The following is a 22,589-nucleotide window of genomic DNA, read 5'->3' on the forward strand; positions in this document are numbered from 1 at the left end:
CAGGACCGGACGGCACTGCCGTCCGGATTCCGATAGCGCCGGGGTCCTAACCCCCCAACGCACGCCGCTCCCACAGGAGCGGCCATCGTCGTCGTGCGCCCTGGCGTCGCGACGGCTTCTATCGGAATAAATCTTCTATGCGAAACGATATGTACGACCGGATACTGCAACGGAGCCGGCCAGTCGGCTGCGTGCGGCGCAAAAACCGGGCGCCGCGCGACATCGAGCAACGGCCGGCGAGAGAACCGTTGGGCCATCGCCTGCCGGGCTTGGACCGGCGCAGTCTGCGGCCGTTGCAACGCTATCTCGAAAAGCAGGTCGGCCGAACCTGGGACGAGGTCTACAGCGACCTGTACCGCCCGCTGGACCGCCGCGACCGATTGCGGCGCGACATCGAACGCAGTCTTCCCGATCTGGTGGCTGCGACTACGGTGCGGCGAGATCGGGGCGTGTATGCGCTTTGCTCTTGGTACGGCCTTCGTCCGCTGGCGGAGATCCGCCAGCGTCTGTACGTCGATCCCGACAGCGGCCGACTGCTGCGCAATCAGCCGGCGCTGGACGCCGATGCGCAGCGGCGCCGCGCGCGGAATCAGAGGTTGCTCGAACAGCGCGTCGGGTGGCAGCCGGAGTTCCGAACTCTGGGTGCGATGACCCAACTGCATCGAATCGATGGCATCTGGTACGAAGTGCGGCTGGCCCAGGTGCCGTCGCCGGCGCCCCGCCCGGCGACGGGCGCGCGCTCGCGCAGCATGAAGCAGGCATTCGCCTACGACATGCTGTTGCAGCAAGCGGTCCATCGCTGCAACGGCGCGCGCTGCAGCCGCTACGGGCGTTGCGACCTGTACGCCTGCGAGAAGCGACAGCTGAACCATCGGGAACTGGTCGAGCATCGATTGAAGAACGACACCGCACCGGAAATCTACGACGCCTACTTCCGTTGCCGCCCCCGGCGACGGCCGGGCAAGTACCGCGGACCGATCCGCGCCGGCGGTCGACACAAGGAACACTGATATGAGTACATCAAGCTACGAACTGCTGCACGCCGAAGAGGGCTCGGTCCCGGTCAAGGGCTGGGTACGCGGGGTGACGGTCGACGAAGGAGCGCGGCGCCAGTTGCGCAACATCGCCGCCCTGCCCCACGTCGGGCCCTGGATCGCGGTAATGCCGGACGCCCACCTGGGCAAGGGGGCGACCGTGGGCTCGGTGGTGCCGACCCGCGGCGCGATCATCCCGGCCGCGGTCGGCGTCGACCTGGGCTGCGGCATGGCCGCGGTGCGCACGACCCTGCGCGCCCAGGATCTGCCCGACAGTCTGGCCAAGCTGCGCTCGGCGATCGAGCACTGCATCCCGGTCGGCAACGGCCGCGGCGGCGAACACCGTCGTTTGCCCGACAGCCATGCCACCCGCCTGGCCAAATCCGGGCTGGCGGCGCGGCTGGATGCGATCCACGCCAAACACCGCAAGCTGCGCACCGACAAGCTGGACAAGCAGATCGGCACCCTCGGCGGCGGCAACCACTTCATCGAGATCTGTCTCGACGAGGCCGGCGCGGTGTGGGTGATGCTGCACTCGGGGTCGCGCGGCACCGGCAACTTGATCGGCAGCTACTTCATCGAGCTGGCGCGATTGAAGCTGGAACGGCGCGTGCTCGGCTTCCATCTGCCGGACAAGGACCTGGCCTTCCTGCTCGAAGGCGAGCCGTTGTTCGAGGACTACGTCGAAGCCGTCGGCTGGGCGCAGGACTACGCTCGCCACAACCGCGAGGCGATGATGGAACGAGTGCTGCACGCGATGCGGGTCCAGCTGCCGAAGTTCCAGTTGAAAAAGACCGCGGTCAATTGCCACCACAACTATGTCCAGCGCGAGGAGCACTTCGGCGAGTCGTTGTGGGTGACCCGCAAGGGCGCGGTCAGCGCCCGTGAGGGGGAACTCGGCATCATCCCCGGCAGCATGGGCGCGCGCAGCTACATCGTGCGCGGCAAGGGCAACGCGGACAGCTTCCACAGCTGCAGCCACGGCGCCGGCCGACTGATGAGCCGTGCCGAAGCGCGGCGGAAGATCACTCTCAAAGACCATCGTGCGGCCACGGCCCACGTGGAATGCCGCAAGGACGCGGCGGTCATCGACGAGTCGCCGGCGGCGTACAAGCCGATCGAAGCGGTGATGGCGGCGCAGTCCGATCTGGTCGAGGTGGTCCACACCTTGCGCCAGGTGATCTGCATCAAGGGTTGAGCGCGCATTGCGCTCGCGGCGCCGTCCGTTCGGGCGGCGCTTTTTTCGCGTGCGTGACGAGCCGCACATCGATTCAGGATGCCGCGCACCCGTGGTTCAGATTCGCATCGCAATGCGCGCGTGATCCACGCCGAAATGAAAGCTTTCGGCGTCGCCGCTTTGCGTGTTTGCGACTGAGTTCGCGCTCGCTGTGTGCGTTGGCCGGATTTGGCCGCGCTTATCTTCACGTAAAGACGATATTGTTCGGATGCAAGAGCAATGCCAACGGATTTCGCCCATGACGCATACGGATGTCGATTGGCTCTGTGCGGCACCGCCGCGACGGTCGTACCAAGGCGCCGGTCCGTGCGGCGGCGACTGCATTCCTCACCGGGTGCGCGAGTTGGCCATCGCTTACGGCCTGGGCGCGCGAGCGCATCACGGCGAGCGCCACTGGGAAGATATCTGCGATCAGCTCGCCGTCGGCTGGGAGCGCCTGTGCGGGCGCGAACCGGTGCCGTGGGCGCAGGTCGAGTCCGATGTCGAAGGCGCCTGGCGCTTGGTCCAGACCGGCTGAGCAGCGCCGCACCGCCGCCTAAAATCCCCGCCGGCGCGTCCCTGCGCGGCGAGCGGCACATCCGCTGATCCGCGTCGAGAGCGGACCGGGTCGAGTAAAGCGATGCGTGCTGCGTCGGCGCGATCAGGCCCTTGCCGGCTGCGACCGGCGCCATGACCACTTCAGATTGACGCCGAGCGTGCCGAGCACGATCAGCGCCACGCCCAGGCTCTGCACCGGCGCCAGCGCATGGCCGTAGATCAGGTAATCCAGCAGCAGCGCGATCACCGGATAGATGAAGGCGACCACCGCGATGGTCGCGACCTGCAGGCGCGGGTACGAGGAATAGAACAGCACGTAGCACACGCCGCTGTGGATCAGGCCCAGGCCGGCCAGCCAGAACCAGTGCGAGCCCGGCTTCCACACCGATGCGTAATCGGCCAACGGGGCCAACATCGCCACGCCGACCAGGCACTGGATCAGCACCACGGCCAGCGGCCGCTCGCGGCTGATCTTGCGCGACAGCAGCAGCGAAGCGCCGCACAGGATCGCGGCGACGAAGGTCAGGCCGACGCCGATCAGATAGCCGCTGCCGGCGTTGTTCCAGAGTTTGAACGGATCGGCCGAACACAGCACGCCGACGAAGGCGATCGCCGTCCAGCCCAGGTCGGCGGCGCGGGTGCGTTCGCCGTAGAACAACGCGGCCATGCCCAACACCACGAACGGAAAGAAGTGGTAGACCATGGTCGCCACGCCGATCGACGAGCGTGCCATGCCGGCGAACAGGGCGACCCAGTTCAGCACCAGCAACACGCCGCTGACGATCGCCGAGCGGATCAACGCGCGCTCGCCGAGCAGGCCACGGAACAAGCCGCGCGCGCTGCCCCAGGCGATCAGGAATACGCAGCCGAACACACAGCGAAACAGCACCGCGGTGATCGCGTCCTGGCCGCTTTCGTGCACGAACACGCCGACCGAGCCGATCAACAGCTCGGCGACCAGCAGTTGGATCAAGGCGCCGCGCGAATCGGCGGCGGGCGCGACGGTAGCGGCGACGGTGCTCATGGGCAATGGACGCGGCGGATCGTGGGAAGGCCAGGGTAGGCCGACGCTGCGGACCGATACAGATTCAGTTAGGATCGATTTCGACCGGTACAGATTTGCCTCTTTCCCCTCTCCTGCTTGCGGCGACCGCAGGAAATGCGGAGCGCAGAGGGCCGGGTCGAGGGCGGCTCAGCGGCGCTGGAATTTTCGGCCTCTACCGGTCCTCACCCCACCCCCGCTCCCACAAACGGAGACGGGCTTTGGCTCTCGCGAGGTTGACGATGTCCCAGGACCTGCTCTACGAACGTCTCGCCGAGCGCATGCGCCGGCAGATCCAGCGCGGCGTGCTGCGCGCCGGCGAACGCCTGCCTTCGCTGCGCCGGCTTGGCCGCGATCAACGCATCAGCCTGGCGACCGCGGTCGAGGCTTACCAGCAGCTCGAGCGCGAAGGCCTGATCGAGGCCCGTCCGCGCTCGGGCTATTACGTGCGCGCGGCCAGCGCGCCGGCGCCGCGCGCCGGGCGCATGCGCCACCTCGCGCGCGCGCCGATGCCGGTGCGCAACCCGGCCCTGCTCGGCGTGCTCGACGTGCAGGCGCGCCACGACTTGGTGCCGCTGCACTCGGCCTCACCGGCGATGTCGCTGCTGCCCAACGCCGCGCTGGCCGGCTCGGTGACGCGCGCGCTGCGCCGCGATCCCGACACCGCGCTGAACTACGCGCCGCCGCAGGGCTTGCGCCCGCTGCGCGAGCTCATCGCCCAGCGTTACGGCCAATGCGGGGTCGACCTGGACCCGGACGAGATCGTGATCACCGCTGGCGCGATGGAGGCCATCAGCCTCACCTTGCGCAGCCTGACCCGCCCCGGCGACATCGTGATCCTGGAAACGCCGACCTACCACGGCCTGCTGCAGGCGGTCGCCGCGCACGGCCTGCGCGTACTGGAGATCCCCAACCGGCCCGGCATCGGCATCGACCCGGCGCATGCTCGCGAACTGCTGGAGCGGCACGCGGTGCGCGCCGCGCTGCTGATTCCCAACTTCAGCAATCCGCTCGGCAGCCTCACCAGCGAAGCGGCCAAGCGCGAACTGGTCGCCGTCTGCGCCGCGCACGGGACCATCGTGATCGAGGACGATCTGTACGGGGAGTTGGCCTACTCCGGCGAACGGCCCTCGCCGATGCGCCGCTACGACGACGGCGAACATGTGGTGGTGTGCGGCTCGTATTCGAAGATGCTCTCGCCCGGTCTGCGGGTCGGCTGGATGACCGGCGCCCGCCGCACGGCCGAGCTGCTGCGCACCAAGAGCTTCTCGACCGTGGCGACCGCGGCGCTGCCGCAAATGGCGCTGGTCGACTACCTGGCCCGTCACGACATGGAACGCGGCCTGCGCCGGCTGCGCCGCGCTCTGGCCGACAATTCCCTGGCCTATCGCCAGGCCGTGCTTGAGCACTGGCCCGACGGCACCTGCGTCGCCGAACCCGCCGGCGGACTGACTCTTTGGGTGGAACTGCCCGAACGGGTCGAAGGCCAGGCGCTGTTCGAAGCCGCGCTGGCCGCCGGCATCGGCATCCTGCCCGGGCATCTGTTCTCCAATCGCGGCGACTATCGCCATCATGTCCGGCTCAGCTGCGGCTATCCCCTGAACGACCGCATCGATGCGGCGATGCGCTCGCTCGGCGATATCGCCAAACGGCTGGCGCGTTCGCGCTGAGATCCGCGCAAAGAAAACGGGCCGCGCATGGCGGCCCGTCGGAATGCGCGGCGCGCTGCGGCTCAGGCCGACAGTAGGTTCGGCAGGAATTGCTCCAGCGCCGCTTTCACCTGATCCACGGTCAAATCCGGTTGCGAAATCGCGCGCATCGCCAAGCCTTCGATCAGGCTCTGCAGGATCAGCACGCGAGTGGCGACCTGATCCTGCGGCACGCCCAGGCCGCCGTCCTCGCGGCTGCGCGCGAACCAGGCCGCCAGATCGGCGCGGAACACCCGGTCCGAGGCATGGGTGGCCGCGGCGATCTCGGCGTCGCGGGTGGCCTCGGCGGTGAGTTCGAGGAACAACGCCGCGCTGGTGATGTTCGGGTCGTTGGCCTGCCACTGCTGGAACACCTCGGCGATGCCCGCGACCAGGTCGCTGGTCGCGTGCAGCTTGGCGATGTCCGAACGCGCTTCTTCCAACTGGCGCTCGATGATCGCCAGGATGATGTCGTTCTTGCCCTTGAAGTAGCGATAGATCAGGCCGGCGCTCATGCCGGCCGTCTCGGCGATGTTGGCCATGCTGGCGGCGTGGAAGCCGTGCACGACGAAACATTTCTGCGCAGCGACCAGAATGCGCTCGCGCTGGGCTTGCGCGCGCGCTTCGGCCTTGGCGGTGGGCTTGCCCGGAGTGCTCATGGGCTGCGCTCGTTCCAGCCACCTCCGAGCACCTTGTACAGAGTCACCCGGTTGGCTTGTTCGGCCAGACGGGTCGACACCAGGCCCTGTTGCGCGGCGTAGAGCGTGCGCTGCGCGTCGAGCTGATTGAGGTAGCTGTCGCGGCCGGCCTTGTAGCGCGCGGTCGACAACTGATCGGCGCGGGCGGCGGCCTCGACCAGCGCTTCCTGGGCCTGGCGCTGCTCGGCCAGGGTCTTGGTCAGCGCCAGCGCGTCGGAGACGTCGCGAAAGCCGGCCTGGATCGCCTTCTCGTACTCGGCCAGGGCGATCTTCTGGTCGGCCTTGGCCGAGGCCAGGCCCGCGCGCAGCTTGCCGCCCTGGAAGATCGGGATATTGACCACCGGGGTCACCGACCACACCCGGGTATTGCCCTCGAACAGGCCCGACAGTTCGTTGCTGCCGCTGCCGAGGAAGCCGGTCAGGTTGATCGAGGGGAAGAACGCGGCGCGCGCCGCGCCGATATTGGCGTTCTGCGCGCGCAACAGGTGCTCGGCCTGGAGCACGTCGGGTCGGCGCAGCAGCACCTCCGACGGCAGGCCGGCCGGCAGCGCGGCCAGGCCGGTCACGCCCTCGGTCAGCTTCTGCGGCAGCAGCGCCGGGTCGACCTGTTCGCCGACCAGCAGATTGAGCGCGCTGGTGTCCTGCGCGACCAGCCCGGCGTAGCGCGCCGCATCGGCGCGCGCCTGTTCGACCTGGGTGCGGGCCTGGCTCAGCTCCAGCCCGGATACGGCGCCGAGCTCGCGCCGCTTCTGGGTCAGATCGTAGGCCGCCTGCTGGTTTTTCAGCGTGGCCTCCGACACCGACAGCAGTTCGCGGTCGGCGGCCAGCGTCAGGTAGGCGTTGGCGACTTCGGCGATCAAGCTGAGCTGGGCGGCGCGGCGGGCTTCTTCCTGGGCGAAGTAGCGCTGCAGCGCGGCCTGGCTGAGGCTGCGCACGCGGCCGAACAGGTCGAGTTCGAAGTTGGCGATCGAAGCGCCGGCGGTATAGGCGTCGGTAACGTTCTGGTTGTCGCCGCCGGTGCGTTCGAGCCGCGCGGTGGCGTTCAGCGCCGGCAGCCGGTCGGCGCGCTGGATGCGGTACTGGGCCCGTGCCTTCTCGACGTTGAGCACGGCCACGCGCAGGTCCCGGTTGTTCTCCAGCGCGCGACCGATCAGGTCTTCCAGGTTCTGGTCGACGAAGAAATCGCGCCAGCCGATGTCGGCCACCGCCGCGCCGCCGGCCGCGGCGGCCTCCTGCGAGGCCGCCGGATCGGAGCTCAGCGGCTGCGCGCCGACGAAGGACGAGGTGGTCGGCGGCAACGGCCATTCGGCCGGGATGCCGGCCTCGGCCGGCGGCAGCTTCGGCGCGAGGCTGACGCAACCGGTGCCCGCCAGGGCGACCGCGATCGCCAGAGCGTGAAGGGAGAACTTACTCATGGCTGTGCGCTCCTTCCGCGGCCTGCGCCGAGGGCGCGTGCTTCTTCTTTCTGACGAACACTTTTTCCACCACGACGAAGAACAGCGGCACGAAGAAGATGCCGAGGAAGGTGCCGACGACCATGCCGCCGAGCACGCCGGTGCCGATCGCGCGCTGTGCGCCGGAGCCCGCGCCGCTGGCCAGCGCCAGCGGCAGCACGCCGAGGCCGAACGCCAGCGAGGTCATGATGATCGGGCGCAAACGGTCGCCGACCGCGGCCAGGGTGGCCGAGATCAGGTCCATGCCCTTCTCCAGGTTCTCCTTGGCGAACTCCACGATCAGGATCGCGTTCTTGCTCGACAGGCCCACCGTGGTCAGCATCGCGACCTGGAAGTACACGTCGCGCTCCATGCCGCGCAGCCAGGTGGCCAGCACGGTGCCGAGGATGCCCATCGGCGCGATCAGCAGCACCGAGGTCGGGATCGCCCAGCTTTCGTACATCGCCGCCAGGCACAGGAACACGATCAGCAGCGACAGCGTGTACAGCAGCGGAGTCTGCGCGCCGGCCTGTCGTTCCTGGAACGACAGCCCGGTCCATTCCAGGCCGATGCCTTGCGGCAACTGCGCGACCAGCTTCTCGACCTCGGCCATGGCCTCGCCCGAGCTCACGCCCGGCTTGGCCTCGCCGTTGATTTCCAGCGCCGAGACGCCGTTGTAGCGCTCCAGACGCGGCGAACCGTACTCCCAGCGGGTGCTGGCGAAGGCCGAGAACGGCACCATGTCGCCCTTGTCGTTGCGCACGTACCAGCGGTTGAAGTCGCTGGGCGCCATGCGGAACGGCGCATCGGCCTGGATGTAGACGCGCTTGACCCGGCCGCGGTCGACGAAGTCGTCGATGTACTGGCCGCCCCAGGCCGCCTGCAGGGTCGAGTTGATGTCGGCGATGTTCAGGCCCAGGGCCGAGGCCTTCTGGTTGTCGACATCGACCCGGAACTGCGGCGTGTCTTCCATGCCGTTGGGGCGCACGTTCTGCAGCAGCGGGCTCTGCGCGGCCATGCCGAGGAACTGGTTGCGCGCGGCGACCAGCGCATCGTGGCCGAGCGCGCCGTTGTCCTTCAGGTAGAACACGAAGCCGTTGGAGTTGCCCAGTTCGAACACCGCCGGCGGCGCCAGCGCGAACACGAACGCGTCCTTGATCTGCATGAAGTTGCCCATGGCGCGGCCGACCACGCCGTTGACGCTGTTGTCCGGCATCGGCGTCTTGCCGAAGCTGGTCAGCCAGCGCCAGCGGTCGCCCCAGGTCGCTTCGCGCTCTTCCCACGACTTCAGCTGCGAGAACGCCATGCCGGCGTTCTGGCCGTTGCCGGCGAAGCTGAAGCCCTGCACGGTGAACAGCGAGTCCACGGCCGGATCGTTGAGGAACTGATCCTCGACCTTCTTGAGCACTTCGCCGGTGCGTTCCTGGGTGGCGCCGACCGGCGCCTGGACGATGGTGAACAGGAAACCCTGGTCTTCTTGCGGCAGGAACGAGGACGGCAGACGGAAGAACATCACGCCCATCAGCACGGCCATCGCCGCGAACACGGTCATGAAGCGGCCGGCGCGGGTGACGATGCCGTGCACCACACCCTGGTACTTCTTGTTGCTGCGGTCGAACTTGTCGTTGAACCAGCCGAAGAAGCCCTTGTCGGACGCGTGGTGGCCCTTCTCGATCTGCTTGAGCATGGTCGCGCACAGCGCCGGCGTCAGCACGATCGCGACCAGCACCGACAGGCCCATCGCCGAGACGATGGTGACCGAGAACTGGCGGTAGATCACGCCGGTGGCGCCGCCGAGGAAGGCCATCGGCACGAACACCGCCGACAGCACCAGGCCGATGCCGACCAGGGCGCCGGTGATCTGGTCCATCGACTTGCGCGTGGCTTCCAGCGGGGTCAGCCCCTCCTCGCTCATCACGCGTTCGACGTTCTCGACCACGACGATGGCGTCGTCGACCAGCAGGCCGATCGCCAGCACCACCGCGAACATGGTCAGCATGTTGACCGAGTAGCCGAACAGCGCGAGCAGGCCGAAGGTGCCCAGCAGCACCACCGGCACCGCGATCGTCGGGATCAGGGTGGCGCGGAAGTTCTGCAGGAACAGGTACATGACCAGGAACACCAGCACGATCGCTTCGAGCAGGGTCTTGACCACTTCCTCGATGGCCACGCGCACGAACGGTGTGGTGTCGAACGGGGTGACCGCCTTCAGCCCCTTGGGGAACGAAGGCTTGAGCTGCTCCAGCTCGGCCTGGATCGCCTGCGCGGTGGCCAGGGCGTTGGCGCCGGTGGCCAGCGAGATCGCGATGCCGGTGGCCGGCTTGCCGTTGAAGCGGGCGATGGTGCTGTAGTCCTCCTGGCCCAGTTCGACCCGGGCCACGTCGGACAGCTTCAGCACCGCACCGTTGCCGTTGGCGCGCACGACGACGTTCTGGAACTGCTCGGCGGTCTGCAGGCGGTCCTGCGCGGTGATGGTGGCGTTGAGCTGCTGCCCCTTCACCGACGGCGTGCCGCCGAGCTGGCCGACCGCGACCTGGGCGTTCTGCGCGCGCAGGGCGGTGATGATGTCGTTCGGGGTCAGCTTATAGGTGTTGAGCTTGTCCGGGTCCAGCCAGATCCGCATCGCGTACTTGGTGCCGAACAGCTGGGTGCTGCCGACGCCGTCGACGCGGGCCAGCGGATCGACCAGATTGGCAGCGACGTAGTCGGCGATGTCGGCGCCGTTCATGCTGCCGTCCTCGGACACGAAGCCGATCACCAGCAGGAACGCCGAGTTGGCCTTGGACACGCTGACGCCCTGCTGCTGCACGATCTGCGGCAGCAACGGCGTGGCCAGCTGCAGCTTGTTCTGCACCTGGACCTGGGCGATGTCGGGATCGGTGCCGCTCTCGAAGGTCAGGGTGACGCCGGACTGGCCGTCGGACGAGCTGGTCGCCGACATGTACATCAGCCCGTCGATGCCCTTCATGTTCTGCTCGATGATCTGGGTCACCGAGTTTTCCACCGCCTTGGCCGAGGCGCCGGGATAGGACGCGTTCACCGATACCGTCGGCGGCGCGATGGTCGGGTACTGCGAGATCGGCAACTGCGTGATCGCAATCGCGCCGCCGATCATGATGATGATCGCCAAGACCCAGGCAAAGATCGGGCGATCGATAAAGAACCGTGCCATGAAATTCTCCGATTACTGCTGCGGCGCGGCGGCGGGCGCGGCGGCCGGCTTGGCCGGTTGCGCGCCCTTCTCGACCACATCGACCGGCATGCCGGGGCCGATCTTCTGCAGGCCTTCGACGATCACCTTGTCGCCGGCCTTCAGACCGCCTTCGACCAGCCACTTGTCGCCGATGGCCTGGCTGACCTGGACTTCGCGCGGCTCGACCTGGCCCTTGGCGTTGACCACCATCGCGGTGGCGGCGCCCTTGGGATCGCGCGACACGCCCTGCTGCGGCACCAGCAACGCGTTCTGGCGCACGCCGGTACCGAGCTGAGCGCGCACGTACATGCCGGGCATCAGGAGGTTGTCGGGATTGGGCACCACCACCCGCAGCAGGAAGCTGCCGGTGCCTTCGTCGACGGTGACTTCGGAGAACGCCAACTTGCCGGCGTGCTCGTACGGAGTGCCGTCCTCGAGCAGGATGGTCACCGGCGTGCTGGCCTCGGTCAGGGTTCCGGCGGCGATCTGCTTGCGCAGGGCCAGCAGTTCGGCGCTGGACTGGCTGATGTCGACGTGGACCGGATCGAGCTGCTGCACCACCGCCAGCGGCTCGGCTTGATTGGCGGTGACCAGCGCGCCGGCGGTAACCGCCGACTTGCCGATCCGGCCGCTGATCGGCGCGGTGATGCGGGCGCGGCCGAGCACCACGCTGGTGCTCTGCACCTGGGCGCGGCCGGCGGCGACGTCGGCGCGGGCCTGCTTGAGCGTGGCGGTGGCGTTCTCGTCGTCTTGCTTGCTGACCGCGTCGATCTTGACCAGTTCGGTCGAGCGGCGGGCATTGAGCTGAGCCGAATTCAGCGCCGCCTCGGCGCGCGCCAGTGTCGCCTTGGCGCTCTCGGCGTCGGCGGCGTAGGTCTTGTCGTCGAGCTGGTACAGCGGCTGGCCGGCCTTGACCAGACCGCCCTCGGTGAACAGGCGCTTCTCGACGATGCCGTTGACCTGCGGCCGCACCTCGGCGATCAGCGAAGCGCTGGTCCGCCCCGGCAGCTCGCGGGTCAGGGTGATGGTTTCCGGCTTCAGGGTCACCACGGTGACCTGACCCTTCTGGCCGCCCGGGCCACCGGGACCGCCCTGCTGGTCGCCGCCCCCACCGCAGGCGGCGAGCGCCAGGCAGAGCACGGAAACGGTGAGAATTGCCTTATAGGACATGGACTTGCGCGACGGCATGGGGGAGCCTCAGGTCGTTGGCGCGGTCAGGACGGACCGCGGGCACATCATAGAATGAACGATCATTCTCTTTTTTTGGGCGCGCGGGGTCAACCCGGCAAGGGCCTTTCGGGCTTGCCGGATGCGGGGTTTTGTTTCACATGGTGTCGACGTGGGTGGCGCCGGCCATGGGCCGCTGCGCACCACCGGGGGTAGGAGCGGCGCGAGCCGCGCCCCCACATACCTCAATCTCACCGCGCAGCCCTACTGCTCCTGTAGGAGCGGCGTGAGCCGCGACCACCGAAGCAGTGCAATACCACACCTCCCTCCGAAGCCACGTCGCGCAGCAAAGACGATGCGACCCCGCACCGCGACCCGACGCAACCCCATCACTCCCGTCGCCCCACCCGCCGCGACTCATGACCGGAGAAAATCCCGCGGGACGCCGCGCCTACAAGAACCGCCGTCATTCCGCGCAACCGGCGGCCATCAACAACGGCCGCACGCGCAAAACCGATCCCGAATCCGCTCCAGCATCGGCCCCTCTCCCGGCGCACCGGCAAGCACGACATACACAACCCCGCGGTCCGCAAGCTCGTAAGCGGACAGCGTCATGGTCCGCCTTCCCCCTGCCCTAGTCTCATACACGCCGGAATCGATGGATATCAAATCGGCCCCCAGGCGCTCGGGCTTCGCGATCTTGCGAAAGCCCGGGTAATAAGGGTGCAGATCGACCGTGAGGCTGGCCCTGCTGGCGCCCACCCGGATCTCGCCCTGGGTCGCATCGATGCCATCGCGCAAGGAAACGGCGACCGGCTCGGAAGTCGCGATGCAAAGAGAGAACTGCGGGCTGACGACGTGCGTCTGGCTGGGATCTGCAGTGCAACCTGTTACCAATGCCATCGACAAAATCGCAAGAACCAGAGCGAGACACTTCTTCACAAGGAAAGCCCCCCTAACCCCGTGCTGCTTTCAGCTTCCATACCGCCTCTCTTGAAACCGATCTCCGCCTGCTACGCCGAGCACCGGCGCGATCTCACCCACGCAACCAATACCAAGGCAAGAGACAGAAACGCTATTGCCCATCTGGCCGGAGTCACTTCATTCAGCAAGATAGTCAGCGCCGTGCCAACTGCCATGAAGGCCGATGAGTGTGGATCGACCGACGCGATGGCGATGCGCATGGCGCCCGTGAAAGGGATCAGGAGCATGTAGCAGATGCACAGCCATATGGTCACCAGCCCGGCAGCTAGAGCCGTGACGTTCCGTGCAAGTAGGCAGACTGCCAGCGCAATTGCAGCCATGCCTAGGACGAGAATCAGAGGAGCGTTCATTTATGGCGTCCGAGGAGACTCAGGAAACCCCACGGGAAGCGAGTTCAAGCCAGCTCAACGGAAAGGTCGCCATGACCGGCTTGCAGCGCTACCGCCGCAAGCCCATGCTGTGCGCTCACATGCCAGAAGAACATCCACCGAACACTTGAACAATCGGAGCTTCCGAGGCGACAACCAGAGCAGACTTTGTTTCATCACCGCAGCCGCCGAGATGGCTGTAGAGAACCAACGCCTGACCGTTAGCCAGGAAGACAGAATACGATCCTTCGATGTCGTCCTTCTTGGCCCTCAGCAAGAAAAATCTCCGCCCCACCAGCCGATTTCTCGCCGAGGAGAAAAGCTCGATATCGCCCTCGAGCCCAACAACCTTCGAATGCCTCAGCAACTCGATAGCCTTCGACAGTTCGCTACCGCCCACTTCAACATAGGCCGATGGCTTGAGCTCATTCGCTTCCAGCGGAATTGGCGCACCGTGAGAGGACAGCCAATCAATCTCGTTGGAAGCAGCAGATTCAGCACTCCAGGGCAAAGACGAGCATCCACTCAACACCAGAATCGCCACCATGACAGCGAACGTTTCTTTTATATGCTGAACCATCCTAGCCTCACTGCTTTCCAACAAAGACTAGACAGGAGCCCTAACCGAAGGTGTTCTGATCAGTTATCACTTATCCCATTGACACAACCCCGATAGCTCTCTGATTCAAGATTCACCGACCATCGACCTGCCGCCGCATCTTGCCCAGCAGTTCATCGCGTCTATCTGACGACGGCATTCTTTCGACTGCCGCAATCGAACCCTGCTGCCGTGCGGGACTCATCGCTTTAAACGATGCCAAGTACTTTCGTTCTAGCTCCTTGTTACCTTCGAGCGCTCCGACCAGTGAGTAGTAAACTTGCTTCTCCGACTCACCATTCCGCGCAGCTTGCTCATACGATCCGGCCGCGTCCGTAAGGACTGCTGCACTAGAGCCATCACATTCATCACATGTACTGGTCGGCGCCCACCAGTAAACCCAAGCGAAGAAGATTGCGATCAAAATCAAAGCACCCGCTAGATATTTTCTCATATCTGCCTTCCGGATAGATAAACCTTCCAACCGCCGTCGGCATAGGGAATCACCGATCGAGTAAACGGAATTCTGATAGTTCTTTTAGGGCCGAGATCTTTCTCACCCCGAGTAACTGTCGGCGAATCTGCACCTCTAACAAACGTGTCTAGAACTTTCGACAGCTCCCTGGCGATATTATCCTCACCTTGAGCAGTGTTGCACGCATTGAGCTTGATAGGCATGCCAGGCTGCCATAGCCCACTTGCACCAATGAGATTTGCCAGCTCATAGGCATCCATATTTGCGACCCTCTTCCTGTTTGCATGAGCAAACACCTCAAGCCTGCCTGCAATATCCGGAGCAGCTACCGCAGCCGCATAATTAGGATCATCCGACGGCAACAAAATTAGTTTGGCCAAGCCAAATGGATCAGCGAACTTTAAAGGACTGTCGGCGACGTACGTGTAAGTGCTTATCCCACCCTCTAGACCGATCGGATCGCTCTGTACATACCGCCCGCTAGTCGCATCGTAATCCCGGAAATAGTTGTAATTCAGCCCCGTAACCGCATCGAACCGTTGCCCCGGAAACCGCAGATCGAACACGAACGCGGTGCCGTCCTGATCCGGATCCTGATTCGGCGCATCGTTGCCGAAGGCCTCGCCCTTGGCGTTCCAGGACCAGATCGCGACGTTCCGATCCGCATCGATCACCGCACGCGGGGTGCCCAGGTGATCGGGTTGGACGTAGTGCAGCTTCTGCGCAGCGCCCGCGCCGGCCAGCAAGCCGACCGGCGCGTCGCCTAGCCACACGGCCTGCTGCTGGGCCGCACCGTTGGCGTCGTAGTCGCCGATCCAGTGGCCGGCTTCGTCGTACAAGGTGTAGATCGCCACCGGGCCGCTGGCGCCATTCGTAGCCGCGACCCGCTCGCCGCGGGCGTTGTAGCGGTAGCTGCGGTTCACGACTCCGCCCGACTTGACCTGGCTCATGCGGTCGTTGGCGTTGTAGACGAATTCCTTCGCCGTGCCGCCGATGCGGGTGGTGTTGCCGACCGCATCGTAACCGCGAGCGATGCGGCCAACGTCGGTCAGGCGATGGCTGTTGGCCGGATAGTTGTACGCCGTCGTCGTGCCGGCGCGCTGCAGGCTGGTGCGGTTGCCGGTGGCGTCGTAGCCGTAGGTTTCCAACGGGGTGCCGGTGGGACCGTCGCGGGTGGTCTTGAGGCGGCCGAGGGCGTCGTAGTCGTATTTGGCCAGCAAGGCGCTCTGCAGGCCGTCCTTGAGTTCGGTCAGCTCGCCGACTTCGTTGTAGCCGTAGCCCAGCGACAGGCCACCGTTGGCGTTGTCATGGATGGTCTTGGCGCGGTAATCGAGGTCGTAGCCGCGGCTCAGACTGCGGCCGTTGCCGTAAGTCCAGCCGGCGATCGGGCCGAACGGGCGGTAGGTCGCGCCGGTCAACAATGCGGTACGGGCGCCACCCGCGGGCGTGACGTGGGCCTGGGTTACGCGGCCGCCTGTATCGCGGGTGTAATCGACGACCGCACCGTCCGGGTAGGTCAGTGCCTGCAGGCGGCCGGCCTTGTCGTAGGCGTAGCGCAGGGCGAAGCTGCGGCCGTCCACGATCTGCACTTTGCGCGCCACGCGGCCGAAGCGGTCGTAGCAGTACTTGAGCGCGGTGCCCTCGGTGCGCATCGCGGCGACCCGGCCGACGGCGAAGGTTTCACCCGCTGCGCATTCGGCATTGACGGTGTCGTGGTCGTACTCGACATCGTGGGCGCCGCTGCCGTAGGAGAGGGTCTTCAGACGGCCCAGCGCGTCGTAGGTATAGCTGTGCGCGACCGCGTCGTTGGCGTCCTGCTTGCTGGTCAACTGGCCGGCGGTGTCGTAGCCGTAGGTCGTGACGCCGGTGTCCGGGCTGGTCAACCGGATCTGATCGCCCAGGCCGTTGTAGCCGTAGCTCGTGCTCAGGCCCTTGGGGTCGACGACCTGGGTCAGGCGGTCGTTGGCGTCGTACTGCAGCTTGGTTTCGACCGCCAGGCCGTTGACGTCCTGCAGGGTGCGCACCAGGCGATCGAGCGGGTCGTGGTCCTGGTCGGAGACCCGACCGAGCGCGTCGGTGGCGAGGTTCGGGTTGCCGCGGCTGTCGTAGGTGAACGTGGTGGCGTTCTGGGCGGCGTCCTTCACCGCCTGGACTTCGTCGAGCAGGTTGAACACGCGAGAGAACGAGCGGGTGAGCGTGCCGCTGGCGGTTCGGGTGTCTTCCTGGGTCCGATTGCCGCGGCTGTCGAGGGTGTAGTGGATCGTATTGCCGGCCTCGTCGGCGACATCGGTCAGTCGCCGTGCGGCGTCGTAGGTGTAGGCGACGTACGCGCCGTCGGGCAAGGCGACCTTCTTGACCAAGCCGGTGGGCCAGTAATCGACGCGCACGATCCGGTCGTCGGCCTCGCTGGCTTCGTCGCTGCCGCGGGTCTTGGCCGCGACCAGCCAGCCGCGGGCGTTGAACTCGTAGTCGGTGCGCACGCCGTTGCCGTCTCGGGCCGAAACGGCGCGGCCGGCGCCGTCGTAAGCCAACACTTCCACCACGGTCTGACCGAGCGCGTTCTCGACCTTCCGCAGGTCGCCCTTGCGGTAGGCGCAGGTCGCCGGCGCCGCCGCGCAGGCGGCTTCGTCGTTGGCGTAGTAGGAGTAGCGCACGACATCGGCCGCGTCGCTGCGCGGGCCGTCCACGGACAGCGGCAGGCCTTCGCGCGGGCAGGCGCCCGCGGCGATGTCGGCCGCTTCGCAATAGCGGTAGGTGGTCGTACGGGCCGGCAGTAGCCCGGCAGGGTCGATCTGGCTGGCGGTGAGCGCTTGGCCGCGGTCGTTGTAGTTCCAGACGCTCTTGGCGACCAGTTGGCCGTTGGCGTCGAGCCGGCGACGCTCCAACGGAACGCGGAAGCGGGCGTGCCAATCGGTCTGGGTGGTTCGGCGGTGGCCGGCGGTGTCGTTGGCCGCCTCTACAGACTGCGTCAGCAGGCCGCGCGCGTCGTAGTCGACGTCGTTGACGACGCCGTTGTCGTCGATGCGGTCGTAGCGGCCCGCGGCGTCGTACACATACTCCGTCTTGCGCGGCGCGCAGCCGGGGCACTCGGTGACGATCCGCCACGGCACGATGCGACCGTTGGCCGAGGTCAGATTGAGTTTCCGCTTCGCACCGGAGGGCAGGCCGATGGCGGTGTAGGCCATGTAGGTCCGGTTGCCATCGCGCTCGTAGTCCGCGCTGTACTGGTCCAGCGACCCGGCCAACTCGGTGCCCAGGGCCAGATCCCAGTTGTAGTGGGTCGAGGAGTAGCGCACGCCCGACTCGTCTTCGACGCCGGTCAGGGCGCCCCAGCGCGTAGTGCTGGAGCCCATGTAGCCGGCCTCGTCGTACCGGTACTTGACCGTGGAACCGTCCTGGTACTCTACGGTTTCCAGGCGGTTCTGCGCCGTATACGAGAACTTGATCGCTCGTCCGTCCGGCAGGTTGAGCTGCGAGATCAGATCGGCGGCGTTGTAGTCGAAGCCTAGCGTGCGGCCGGCGAAATCGCGGACCGTCTTCAGGCGGCCGGAGGCGTCGTACTCCAGGGTCTGCCGAAAGCCTTGCGGGTCGCGCAGCTCGGTCAACAGCCCGGCCGTGTTGAAGATTTCGAAATGACCGTCTTCGTCCTGGTACTCCCAGCCGTCGGCGAGCTGGCGAAGACGGTGATCGTTCCCCGGGTAGGAAGTCCAATACTCGCCGGATTCCGGCTTTTTGAAGTAGGCAATCTTGCCGTCGGGACGCGAGACGACGAACTGGTCCGTCAGGCTCCAAAATTTCCATAGCGCCCCACGGCTACCGTAGTTGAAAGTACGGTTTCCGCCCAAGGTGAACGAATGGGGCGGCAGCGGCGCCGGTGGCAACAGATAGTTATAAGTCCAGGAAAACTCGAGCGGAAATGGGCCCTCGCCGCGGTACTCGGTCTTGGACTCGAACTTGTTGCCGTTGCCGGCATTGATCGGATCGCCGAAGCATTGACCCGGGCACTTTGGCGCACCGGCGTTCTTCGACGGCGCAGCTCTTTCGCCCCAATGGAACACACCGAAGTACCAATTTCCGCTATTGCGAAGCCAGCCCGCTTCGTAAGCTCCCACACAGGAGCTTCTGCTGTATCCGAGTGCCTCGACAAAGGCATAGCAAGCCTGCTGGGCTTCGGCTTCGGTAGCGCACGTTGCTTCTAACTTATGGTCCGTCGGATATATCGTGTAACTGAGTTCCACTTCGCATGCAGACGCCGGCTTTGGCAGAACCAGTAGGATCAGGCACAGCCCAAGCAACACACCCCAAGACAACGCTGTATGAAACGAATGCCGAGCTTGCATGGCCAAGCCCTCCCTGGCGCCAAAGACGCGGGGAATTTGCCACGCCACTCGAGGTCCCGCAACCGAATTTCGCTTGGCACACTAGGCCGCAATGACCCCACGCATGTTCATGCCATGGCCTGGCCCGGCGGCACGCAACACAATGGCAACCGATCCATACCGAATCAGCCAAGTCACGATTCAGCGATACGGGTTGTAGGTATAGACCGGGCTGCTCGCCTCCGGGATGCGGAAGTAGTTCGCCGCCAGCGCGGCCGGATCGCTCGCCAACGCGCCGCGAGCCGGAACGTCGTCTTTGTCGTCCCAGCCCCAGGGCGCGTTGGCCGCATTCGCCGTGCAGCCGATCGCGCCACTGCCGCAACCGCCGCTCTTGTCGCCGGCGAAGTTGCCGTAGCCGGAGAACAGCCAGGTGTTGTTGCGCTGTTCCCATAGCCCACCCGGCTCGAAGATATCGATCAGCTTGTACTGGACATGGCGATCATCGGGGCCGGACGGTACTTCGGCCACGCTCGACGAGGGGTAATAGATCACGCCATCGCCGCGGATGTCATAGGCCGGCCACGCCTTGAGCCCATGCCCCTTGGCCTCTTGTGCGGTGACCGGATGCGGCAAACCCTGGTGAGCCAGGAAGGACAGCGTGCCGTCGACGTTCTCGGCATTGCCGGTCCAGTCGCTGCCGGCCGGAACATAGGAGAAAAAATCGGTATGGGCGACGGTGACCGCGGCCTTGAGCCGGCCATAGGTCGACCCGTCGCGGGCGATCGCGAACATCACACCCTCGGCATCGTTCTCGTGCTCAGTGTCGAAGAACGAGTCGGTCCAGTCGCGCGGATGAAAGAACAGGTAGGTGATGTACCAGTGCGTGGCGGTTTCGACCACCGAATAGTAAGCATGCGCCGCCAGCGGGTACGCCGCCTGGCCGGCGCGATCCCAGTTGTTGCGCGCGTCCAGGTCGCCATCGAAGTCGTAACGGGCAATGTAGTCGGCTGCGCCGCCGAGCGCATGCGCGCCGGTTTGGTCGACATCCTGGTAGTGCACCGGCGCCCAGCGCTGGGCCAATACGGCGCGGTCGGCGGCGGATTGCGCCGATAGCGCGAAGGCGGGATCGGCGAACACTGCGCACATCGCGCCTATCGCGGCCATCGCGGCCGTCGAAACGGAAGCAAACCGGACCGCCATCGCGACTCTCCTTGCGGGGGAAAGCCCCAGCATGGCCGCGAACCTGTGGCAGGAATGTGGCAAGCGGCGCAAAGGCAACCATGCGCGCCCCTTGCCCGTCTCACCTTAAAAAAAAGGCTGGCGGGCGATGAACCGGCTGGCAAACGAGGGGAGTCGCGGCCCGGAGGCCGCGACGACGATGCTACGCAGCGCCATGCCGACGCACAAGCCGGCATACGCCGGGGTTCACGTCGCAACTCGCTCGCGTCGTGTGCCGCACGCTCGCGCGCGGCGCCTTATCAGGTGGCGGATGCCGCCGGCATCGCCGCGATCTGGCGCAAGGCCGCCTCGAACTGCTCGACCGGCTGCCCGCCCTGGATCAGGTGGCGGTCGTTGAGAATCACCGACGGCACCGCGCGTATGCCCTGGCTTTGGTAGAACCGCTCCTGCTCGCGCACCTGCGCCGCGTACTCGTCGGACTCCAACACCTGTCGCGCGCGCTGCGCGTCCAGGCCGACCGAGGCGGCGACGGCGGTCAGCACCGATGGCGAGGACACGTCCTGGCCATCGGTGAAATACGCCTTGAGCAAGGCGTGCTTGAGCGCGCGCTCCTGCGCCGGGCCGACGGTACCGGCCCAATGCAACAAGCGGTGCGCGTCGAAGGTGTTGTAGATGCGGTTACGGGCGTTGAACTCGAATCCCAGCGCGGCGCCGCGCTGGCGCAAGGCCTCGCGATTGGCGGCCAGTTGTTCGGGGCCCAGGCCGTACTTGTGCGCCAGATGCTGATCGACGTCCTCGCCTTCGGCGACCATTTGCGGGTTGAGTTCGAACGGTTGGAAATGCAGATCGACCTGGATCTCGTCGCCGACCCGCGCGATCGCCTGCTCCAACGCGTTCAGACCGACTGCGCACCAGGGGCAGACCACGTCGGAGACGAAGTCGATCTTGATCCGCGGGGGCGTGGATGCGGCGTGGCTCATGCTCGAACTCCGTACGCGAGGCTGTCGGGAAGGCTCCCACGATGCGGCCGCGCCGCGGCCGGTTCAATCCGATAACGCTCGCATGCGCGGATCGGTGCGTTCCATCGCCATCGGACTGCAGCCCGCATCGGCGCACCGTCGCGGTGGATTTCACCTGGGCCTCACCGGACTTTGCCGCAACTGACCGTTGCTGCCGCGGCTATGGCGCGCACCTCGTGCGGCGCCCACACTGTCGGTCCGCGAATCCGCGCCGCGCGCCTTCGCCGTCCTGTTCGCACCTGTCCGCCACTTTTCGCGCTCGTTGCGCGTTTCCGCTTACTCCATCCCCGCATGAGCGCTCACGCCGTCTCCGCCACCGCCGCTTCCTCCGCCCGCCCGCTATGGCAGGACCGCGCGTGGGTGCTGGCCGGCATCGTGCTGTCGGCGTTCACGCTGCGCACCGCGGTGACCTCGCTGACGCCGCTGCTGGAGGCGCTGGGCCACGAGTTCGGTTTCGGTTCGACCATGACCGGCGTGTTCGGCATGGTGCCGACCGCCGCATTCGCCTTGTTCGGCGTGGCTACTCCGGCGTTGGCGCATCGCATCGGCCTGGAACGCGCCGCCCTGCTGGCGATGGCGCTGGCCGCGGCGGGCCTGTTCGCACGCTCATTGGCCGGCGGCACCTGGCCCTTGCTCGCCGCCTCGGCGGTGGCGTTGGCCGGCATGGGCATTGGCAACGTGGTGCTGCCGCCGTTGGTCAAGCGCTATTTCGCCGACCGCGTCGGTACGCTCAGCACCGCCTACATCACCGTGTTGCAGCTCGGCACCATCCTGCCCGCGCTGGCCGCAGTGCCCCTGGCGCAGCAGGCCGGTTGGCGAGTCTCGCTGGGCTCCTGGTCGCTGGTCGCGGTGGCGGCCGCGCTGCCGTGGCTGGCGGTGTTGTGGCTGGAGAAGCGCGGCGACTCGGCGCAGGCTCGCGCCCTGGCCGACACGCACGATCGCGCGGTGCGCAGCGGCGACGAAGCGCCGGAACTGGCCGCACCGCCGGCGCCGAGCGCGCGCGGCCGGGTGTGGCGTTCGCCGGTGGCCTTGGGCATGACGTTGATGTTCGGCATGACCTCGCTGATCACCTACTCCATGTTCACCTGGCTGCCCAAGCTGCTGACCGAGGCCGGCGGCAGCGCAGCCCTGGGCGGCAGCATGGTCGCGCTGTTCTCGACCCTGGGCCTGGTCGGGGCGCTGTGCATTCCCTCGCTGGCGGTGCGCATCGCCAATCCGTTCCCGCTGGTGATCGGCTTCCTGCTGTGTTTCCTCGGCGGCTTCGCCGGCCTGTTGCTGGCGCCGATGCAGCTGACCTTCCTGTGGGTGGCGCTGGTCGGCCTGGGCCCCAGCACCTTTCCCTTGGCGCTGACCCTGATCAATCTGCGCACGCGCACGCCGGCCGGTTCGGCGGCCCTGTCGGGCTTCATGCAAGGCCTGGGCTACACCGTCAGCTGCCTGGGCCCGCTGCTGTTCGGTTGGCTGCACGACCTCAGCCACGGCTGGTCGTGGCCGTTCGCGATGCTCGCCGCCTGCCTGCTGGTGCTGGGCGCCGGCGCATATCTGGCCTGCAAGCCGCGCATGCTCGAAGACAGTTGGTAGAAGCTGCGGCGCGGCGCCGCATTCATCGGCGCGCGAA

General features: G+C 66.4%; 17 protein-coding genes. 5 read left to right on the top strand and 12 right to left on the bottom strand.

Annotated features, from left to right (window positions below):
* The first annotated feature begins 248 nt into the window (after window positions 1-248).
* The 3 genes from V2J18_RS19500 to V2J18_RS19510 all read left to right on the top strand — a co-directional run bounded on the left by V2J18_RS19500 (window position 249) and on the right by V2J18_RS19510 (window position 2,788).
* Entirely contained in the window at window positions 249-1,010 is a 762-nt protein-coding gene (locus V2J18_RS19500) for a hypothetical protein (RefSeq protein ID WP_064747056.1), read from the top strand.
* Between the two features lies 1 nt (window position 1,011).
* A complete protein-coding gene (locus V2J18_RS19505; RefSeq protein ID WP_336132635.1) occupies window positions 1,012-2,232 on the top strand; it encodes an RtcB family protein in 1,221 nt (406 codons plus the stop codon).
* Between the two features lie 277 nt (window positions 2,233-2,509).
* Entirely contained in the window at window positions 2,510-2,788 is a 279-nt protein-coding gene (locus tag V2J18_RS19510) for a hypothetical protein (RefSeq protein ID WP_336132636.1), read from the top strand.
* 123 nt (window positions 2,789-2,911) lie between these two features.
* On the opposite strand, the gene V2J18_RS19515 is transcribed toward V2J18_RS19510, so the two are convergent.
* On the bottom strand, window positions 2,912-3,832 hold the full coding sequence (locus V2J18_RS19515; RefSeq protein ID WP_336132637.1) for a DMT family transporter: 921 nt from the start codon (window positions 3,830-3,832) through the stop codon (window positions 2,912-2,914).
* Between the two features lie 260 nt (window positions 3,833-4,092).
* On the opposite strand from V2J18_RS19515, the gene V2J18_RS19520 reads away from it, so the two are divergent.
* A complete protein-coding gene (locus V2J18_RS19520) occupies window positions 4,093-5,520 on the top strand; it encodes an aminotransferase-like domain-containing protein (RefSeq protein WP_064747049.1) in 1,428 nt (475 codons plus the stop codon).
* Between the two features lie 62 nt (window positions 5,521-5,582).
* Here V2J18_RS19520 and V2J18_RS19525 read toward each other — a convergent pair whose 3' ends face one another.
* The 11 genes from V2J18_RS19525 to V2J18_RS19575 form a co-directional block, all read right to left on the bottom strand.
* On the bottom strand, window positions 5,583-6,197 hold the full coding sequence (locus V2J18_RS19525) for a TetR/AcrR family transcriptional regulator (protein ID WP_064747047.1): 615 nt from the start codon (window positions 6,195-6,197) through the stop codon (window positions 5,583-5,585).
* The gene (locus V2J18_RS19530; RefSeq protein ID WP_336132638.1) at window positions 6,194-7,651 is read right to left on the bottom strand and encodes an efflux transporter outer membrane subunit; all 1,458 of its coding nucleotides are present in this window, start codon (window positions 7,649-7,651) and stop codon (window positions 6,194-6,196) included. The genes V2J18_RS19525 and V2J18_RS19530 overlap by 4 nt, the downstream gene beginning before the upstream one ends.
* A complete protein-coding gene (locus V2J18_RS19535; RefSeq protein ID WP_064747045.1) occupies window positions 7,644-10,841 on the bottom strand; it encodes an efflux RND transporter permease subunit in 3,198 nt (1,065 codons plus the stop codon). The genes V2J18_RS19530 and V2J18_RS19535 overlap by 8 nt, the downstream gene beginning before the upstream one ends.
* A 12-nt stretch (window positions 10,842-10,853) precedes the next feature.
* Window positions 10,854-12,032 carry an efflux RND transporter periplasmic adaptor subunit gene (locus tag V2J18_RS19540; RefSeq protein WP_336132639.1) on the bottom strand — a complete coding sequence of 393 codons (1,179 nt, stop codon included), beginning with the start codon at window positions 12,030-12,032 and terminating at the stop codon, window positions 10,854-10,856.
* 486 nt (window positions 12,033-12,518) lie between these two features.
* Window positions 12,519-12,971, bottom strand: a complete 453-nt coding sequence (locus tag V2J18_RS19545; protein WP_064747044.1) for a hypothetical protein — start codon at window positions 12,969-12,971, stop codon at window positions 12,519-12,521.
* 71 nt (window positions 12,972-13,042) lie between these two features.
* On the bottom strand, window positions 13,043-13,363 hold the full coding sequence (locus tag V2J18_RS19550) for a hypothetical protein (RefSeq protein ID WP_064747043.1): 321 nt from the start codon (window positions 13,361-13,363) through the stop codon (window positions 13,043-13,045).
* A 115-nt stretch (window positions 13,364-13,478) separates the two neighbouring features.
* Window positions 13,479-13,928, bottom strand: a complete 450-nt coding sequence (locus V2J18_RS19555; protein WP_141233389.1) for a hypothetical protein — start codon at window positions 13,926-13,928, stop codon at window positions 13,479-13,481.
* A 145-nt stretch (window positions 13,929-14,073) separates the two neighbouring features.
* A complete protein-coding gene (locus V2J18_RS19560) occupies window positions 14,074-14,433 on the bottom strand; it encodes a hypothetical protein (protein WP_336132640.1) in 360 nt (119 codons plus the stop codon).
* On the bottom strand, window positions 14,430-18,566 hold the full coding sequence (locus tag V2J18_RS19565; RefSeq protein WP_336132641.1) for an RHS repeat-associated core domain-containing protein: 4,137 nt from the start codon (window positions 18,564-18,566) through the stop codon (window positions 14,430-14,432). The genes V2J18_RS19560 and V2J18_RS19565 overlap by 4 nt, the downstream gene beginning before the upstream one ends.
* 408 nt (window positions 18,567-18,974) lie before the next feature.
* Complete coding sequence (locus V2J18_RS19570; RefSeq protein WP_336132642.1) at window positions 18,975-20,051, bottom strand: hypothetical protein; 1,077 nt, start codon at window positions 20,049-20,051, stop codon at window positions 18,975-18,977.
* A 200-nt stretch (window positions 20,052-20,251) separates the two neighbouring features.
* Window positions 20,252-20,932, bottom strand: a complete 681-nt coding sequence (locus V2J18_RS19575; RefSeq protein ID WP_336132643.1) for a DsbA family oxidoreductase — start codon at window positions 20,930-20,932, stop codon at window positions 20,252-20,254.
* 330 nt (window positions 20,933-21,262) lie between these two features.
* On the opposite strand from V2J18_RS19575, the gene V2J18_RS19580 reads away from it, so the two are divergent.
* The gene (locus V2J18_RS19580) at window positions 21,263-22,552 is read left to right on the top strand and encodes a CynX/NimT family MFS transporter (RefSeq protein WP_336132644.1); all 1,290 of its coding nucleotides are present in this window, start codon (window positions 21,263-21,265) and stop codon (window positions 22,550-22,552) included.
* The last annotated feature ends 37 nt before the right edge of the window (window positions 22,553-22,589 follow it).

Origin of the sequence: Lysobacter firmicutimachus (genome assembly GCF_037027445.1) — a bacterium.
Classification (GTDB): domain Bacteria; phylum Pseudomonadota; class Gammaproteobacteria; order Xanthomonadales; family Xanthomonadaceae; genus Lysobacter; species Lysobacter firmicutimachus.

Excerpts from the sequence above, each read along its gene's own strand:
- V2J18_RS19535 (WP_064747045.1), bottom strand. The coding sequence starts at position 10,841 with ATGGCACGGTTCTTTATCGATCGCCCGATCTTTGCCTGGGTCTTGGCG.
- V2J18_RS19525 (WP_064747047.1), bottom strand. The coding sequence starts at position 6,197 with ATGAGCACTCCGGGCAAGCCCACCGCCAAGGCCGAAGCGCGCGCGCAA.
- V2J18_RS19550 (WP_064747043.1), bottom strand. The coding sequence starts at position 13,363 with ATGAACGCTCCTCTGATTCTCGTCCTAGGCATGGCTGCAATTGCGCTG.
- V2J18_RS19575 (WP_336132643.1), bottom strand. The coding sequence starts at position 20,932 with ATGAGCCACGCCGCATCCACGCCCCCGCGGATCAAGATCGACTTCGTC.
- V2J18_RS19515 (WP_336132637.1), bottom strand. The coding sequence starts at position 3,832 with ATGAGCACCGTCGCCGCTACCGTCGCGCCCGCCGCCGATTCGCGCGGC.
- V2J18_RS19505 (WP_336132635.1), top strand. The coding sequence starts at position 1,012 with ATGAGTACATCAAGCTACGAACTGCTGCACGCCGAAGAGGGCTCGGTC.
- V2J18_RS19530 (WP_336132638.1), bottom strand. The coding sequence starts at position 7,651 with ATGAGTAAGTTCTCCCTTCACGCTCTGGCGATCGCGGTCGCCCTGGCG.
- V2J18_RS19580 (WP_336132644.1), top strand. The coding sequence starts at position 21,263 with ATGAGCGCTCACGCCGTCTCCGCCACCGCCGCTTCCTCCGCCCGCCCG.
- V2J18_RS19540 (WP_336132639.1), bottom strand. The coding sequence starts at position 12,032 with ATGTCCTATAAGGCAATTCTCACCGTTTCCGTGCTCTGCCTGGCGCTC.
- V2J18_RS19520 (WP_064747049.1), top strand. The coding sequence starts at position 4,093 with ATGTCCCAGGACCTGCTCTACGAACGTCTCGCCGAGCGCATGCGCCGG.
- V2J18_RS19510 (WP_336132636.1), top strand. The coding sequence starts at position 2,510 with ATGACGCATACGGATGTCGATTGGCTCTGTGCGGCACCGCCGCGACGG.
- V2J18_RS19560 (WP_336132640.1), bottom strand. The coding sequence starts at position 14,433 with ATGAGAAAATATCTAGCGGGTGCTTTGATTTTGATCGCAATCTTCTTC.
- V2J18_RS19555 (WP_141233389.1), bottom strand. The coding sequence starts at position 13,928 with ATGGTGGCGATTCTGGTGTTGAGTGGATGCTCGTCTTTGCCCTGGAGT.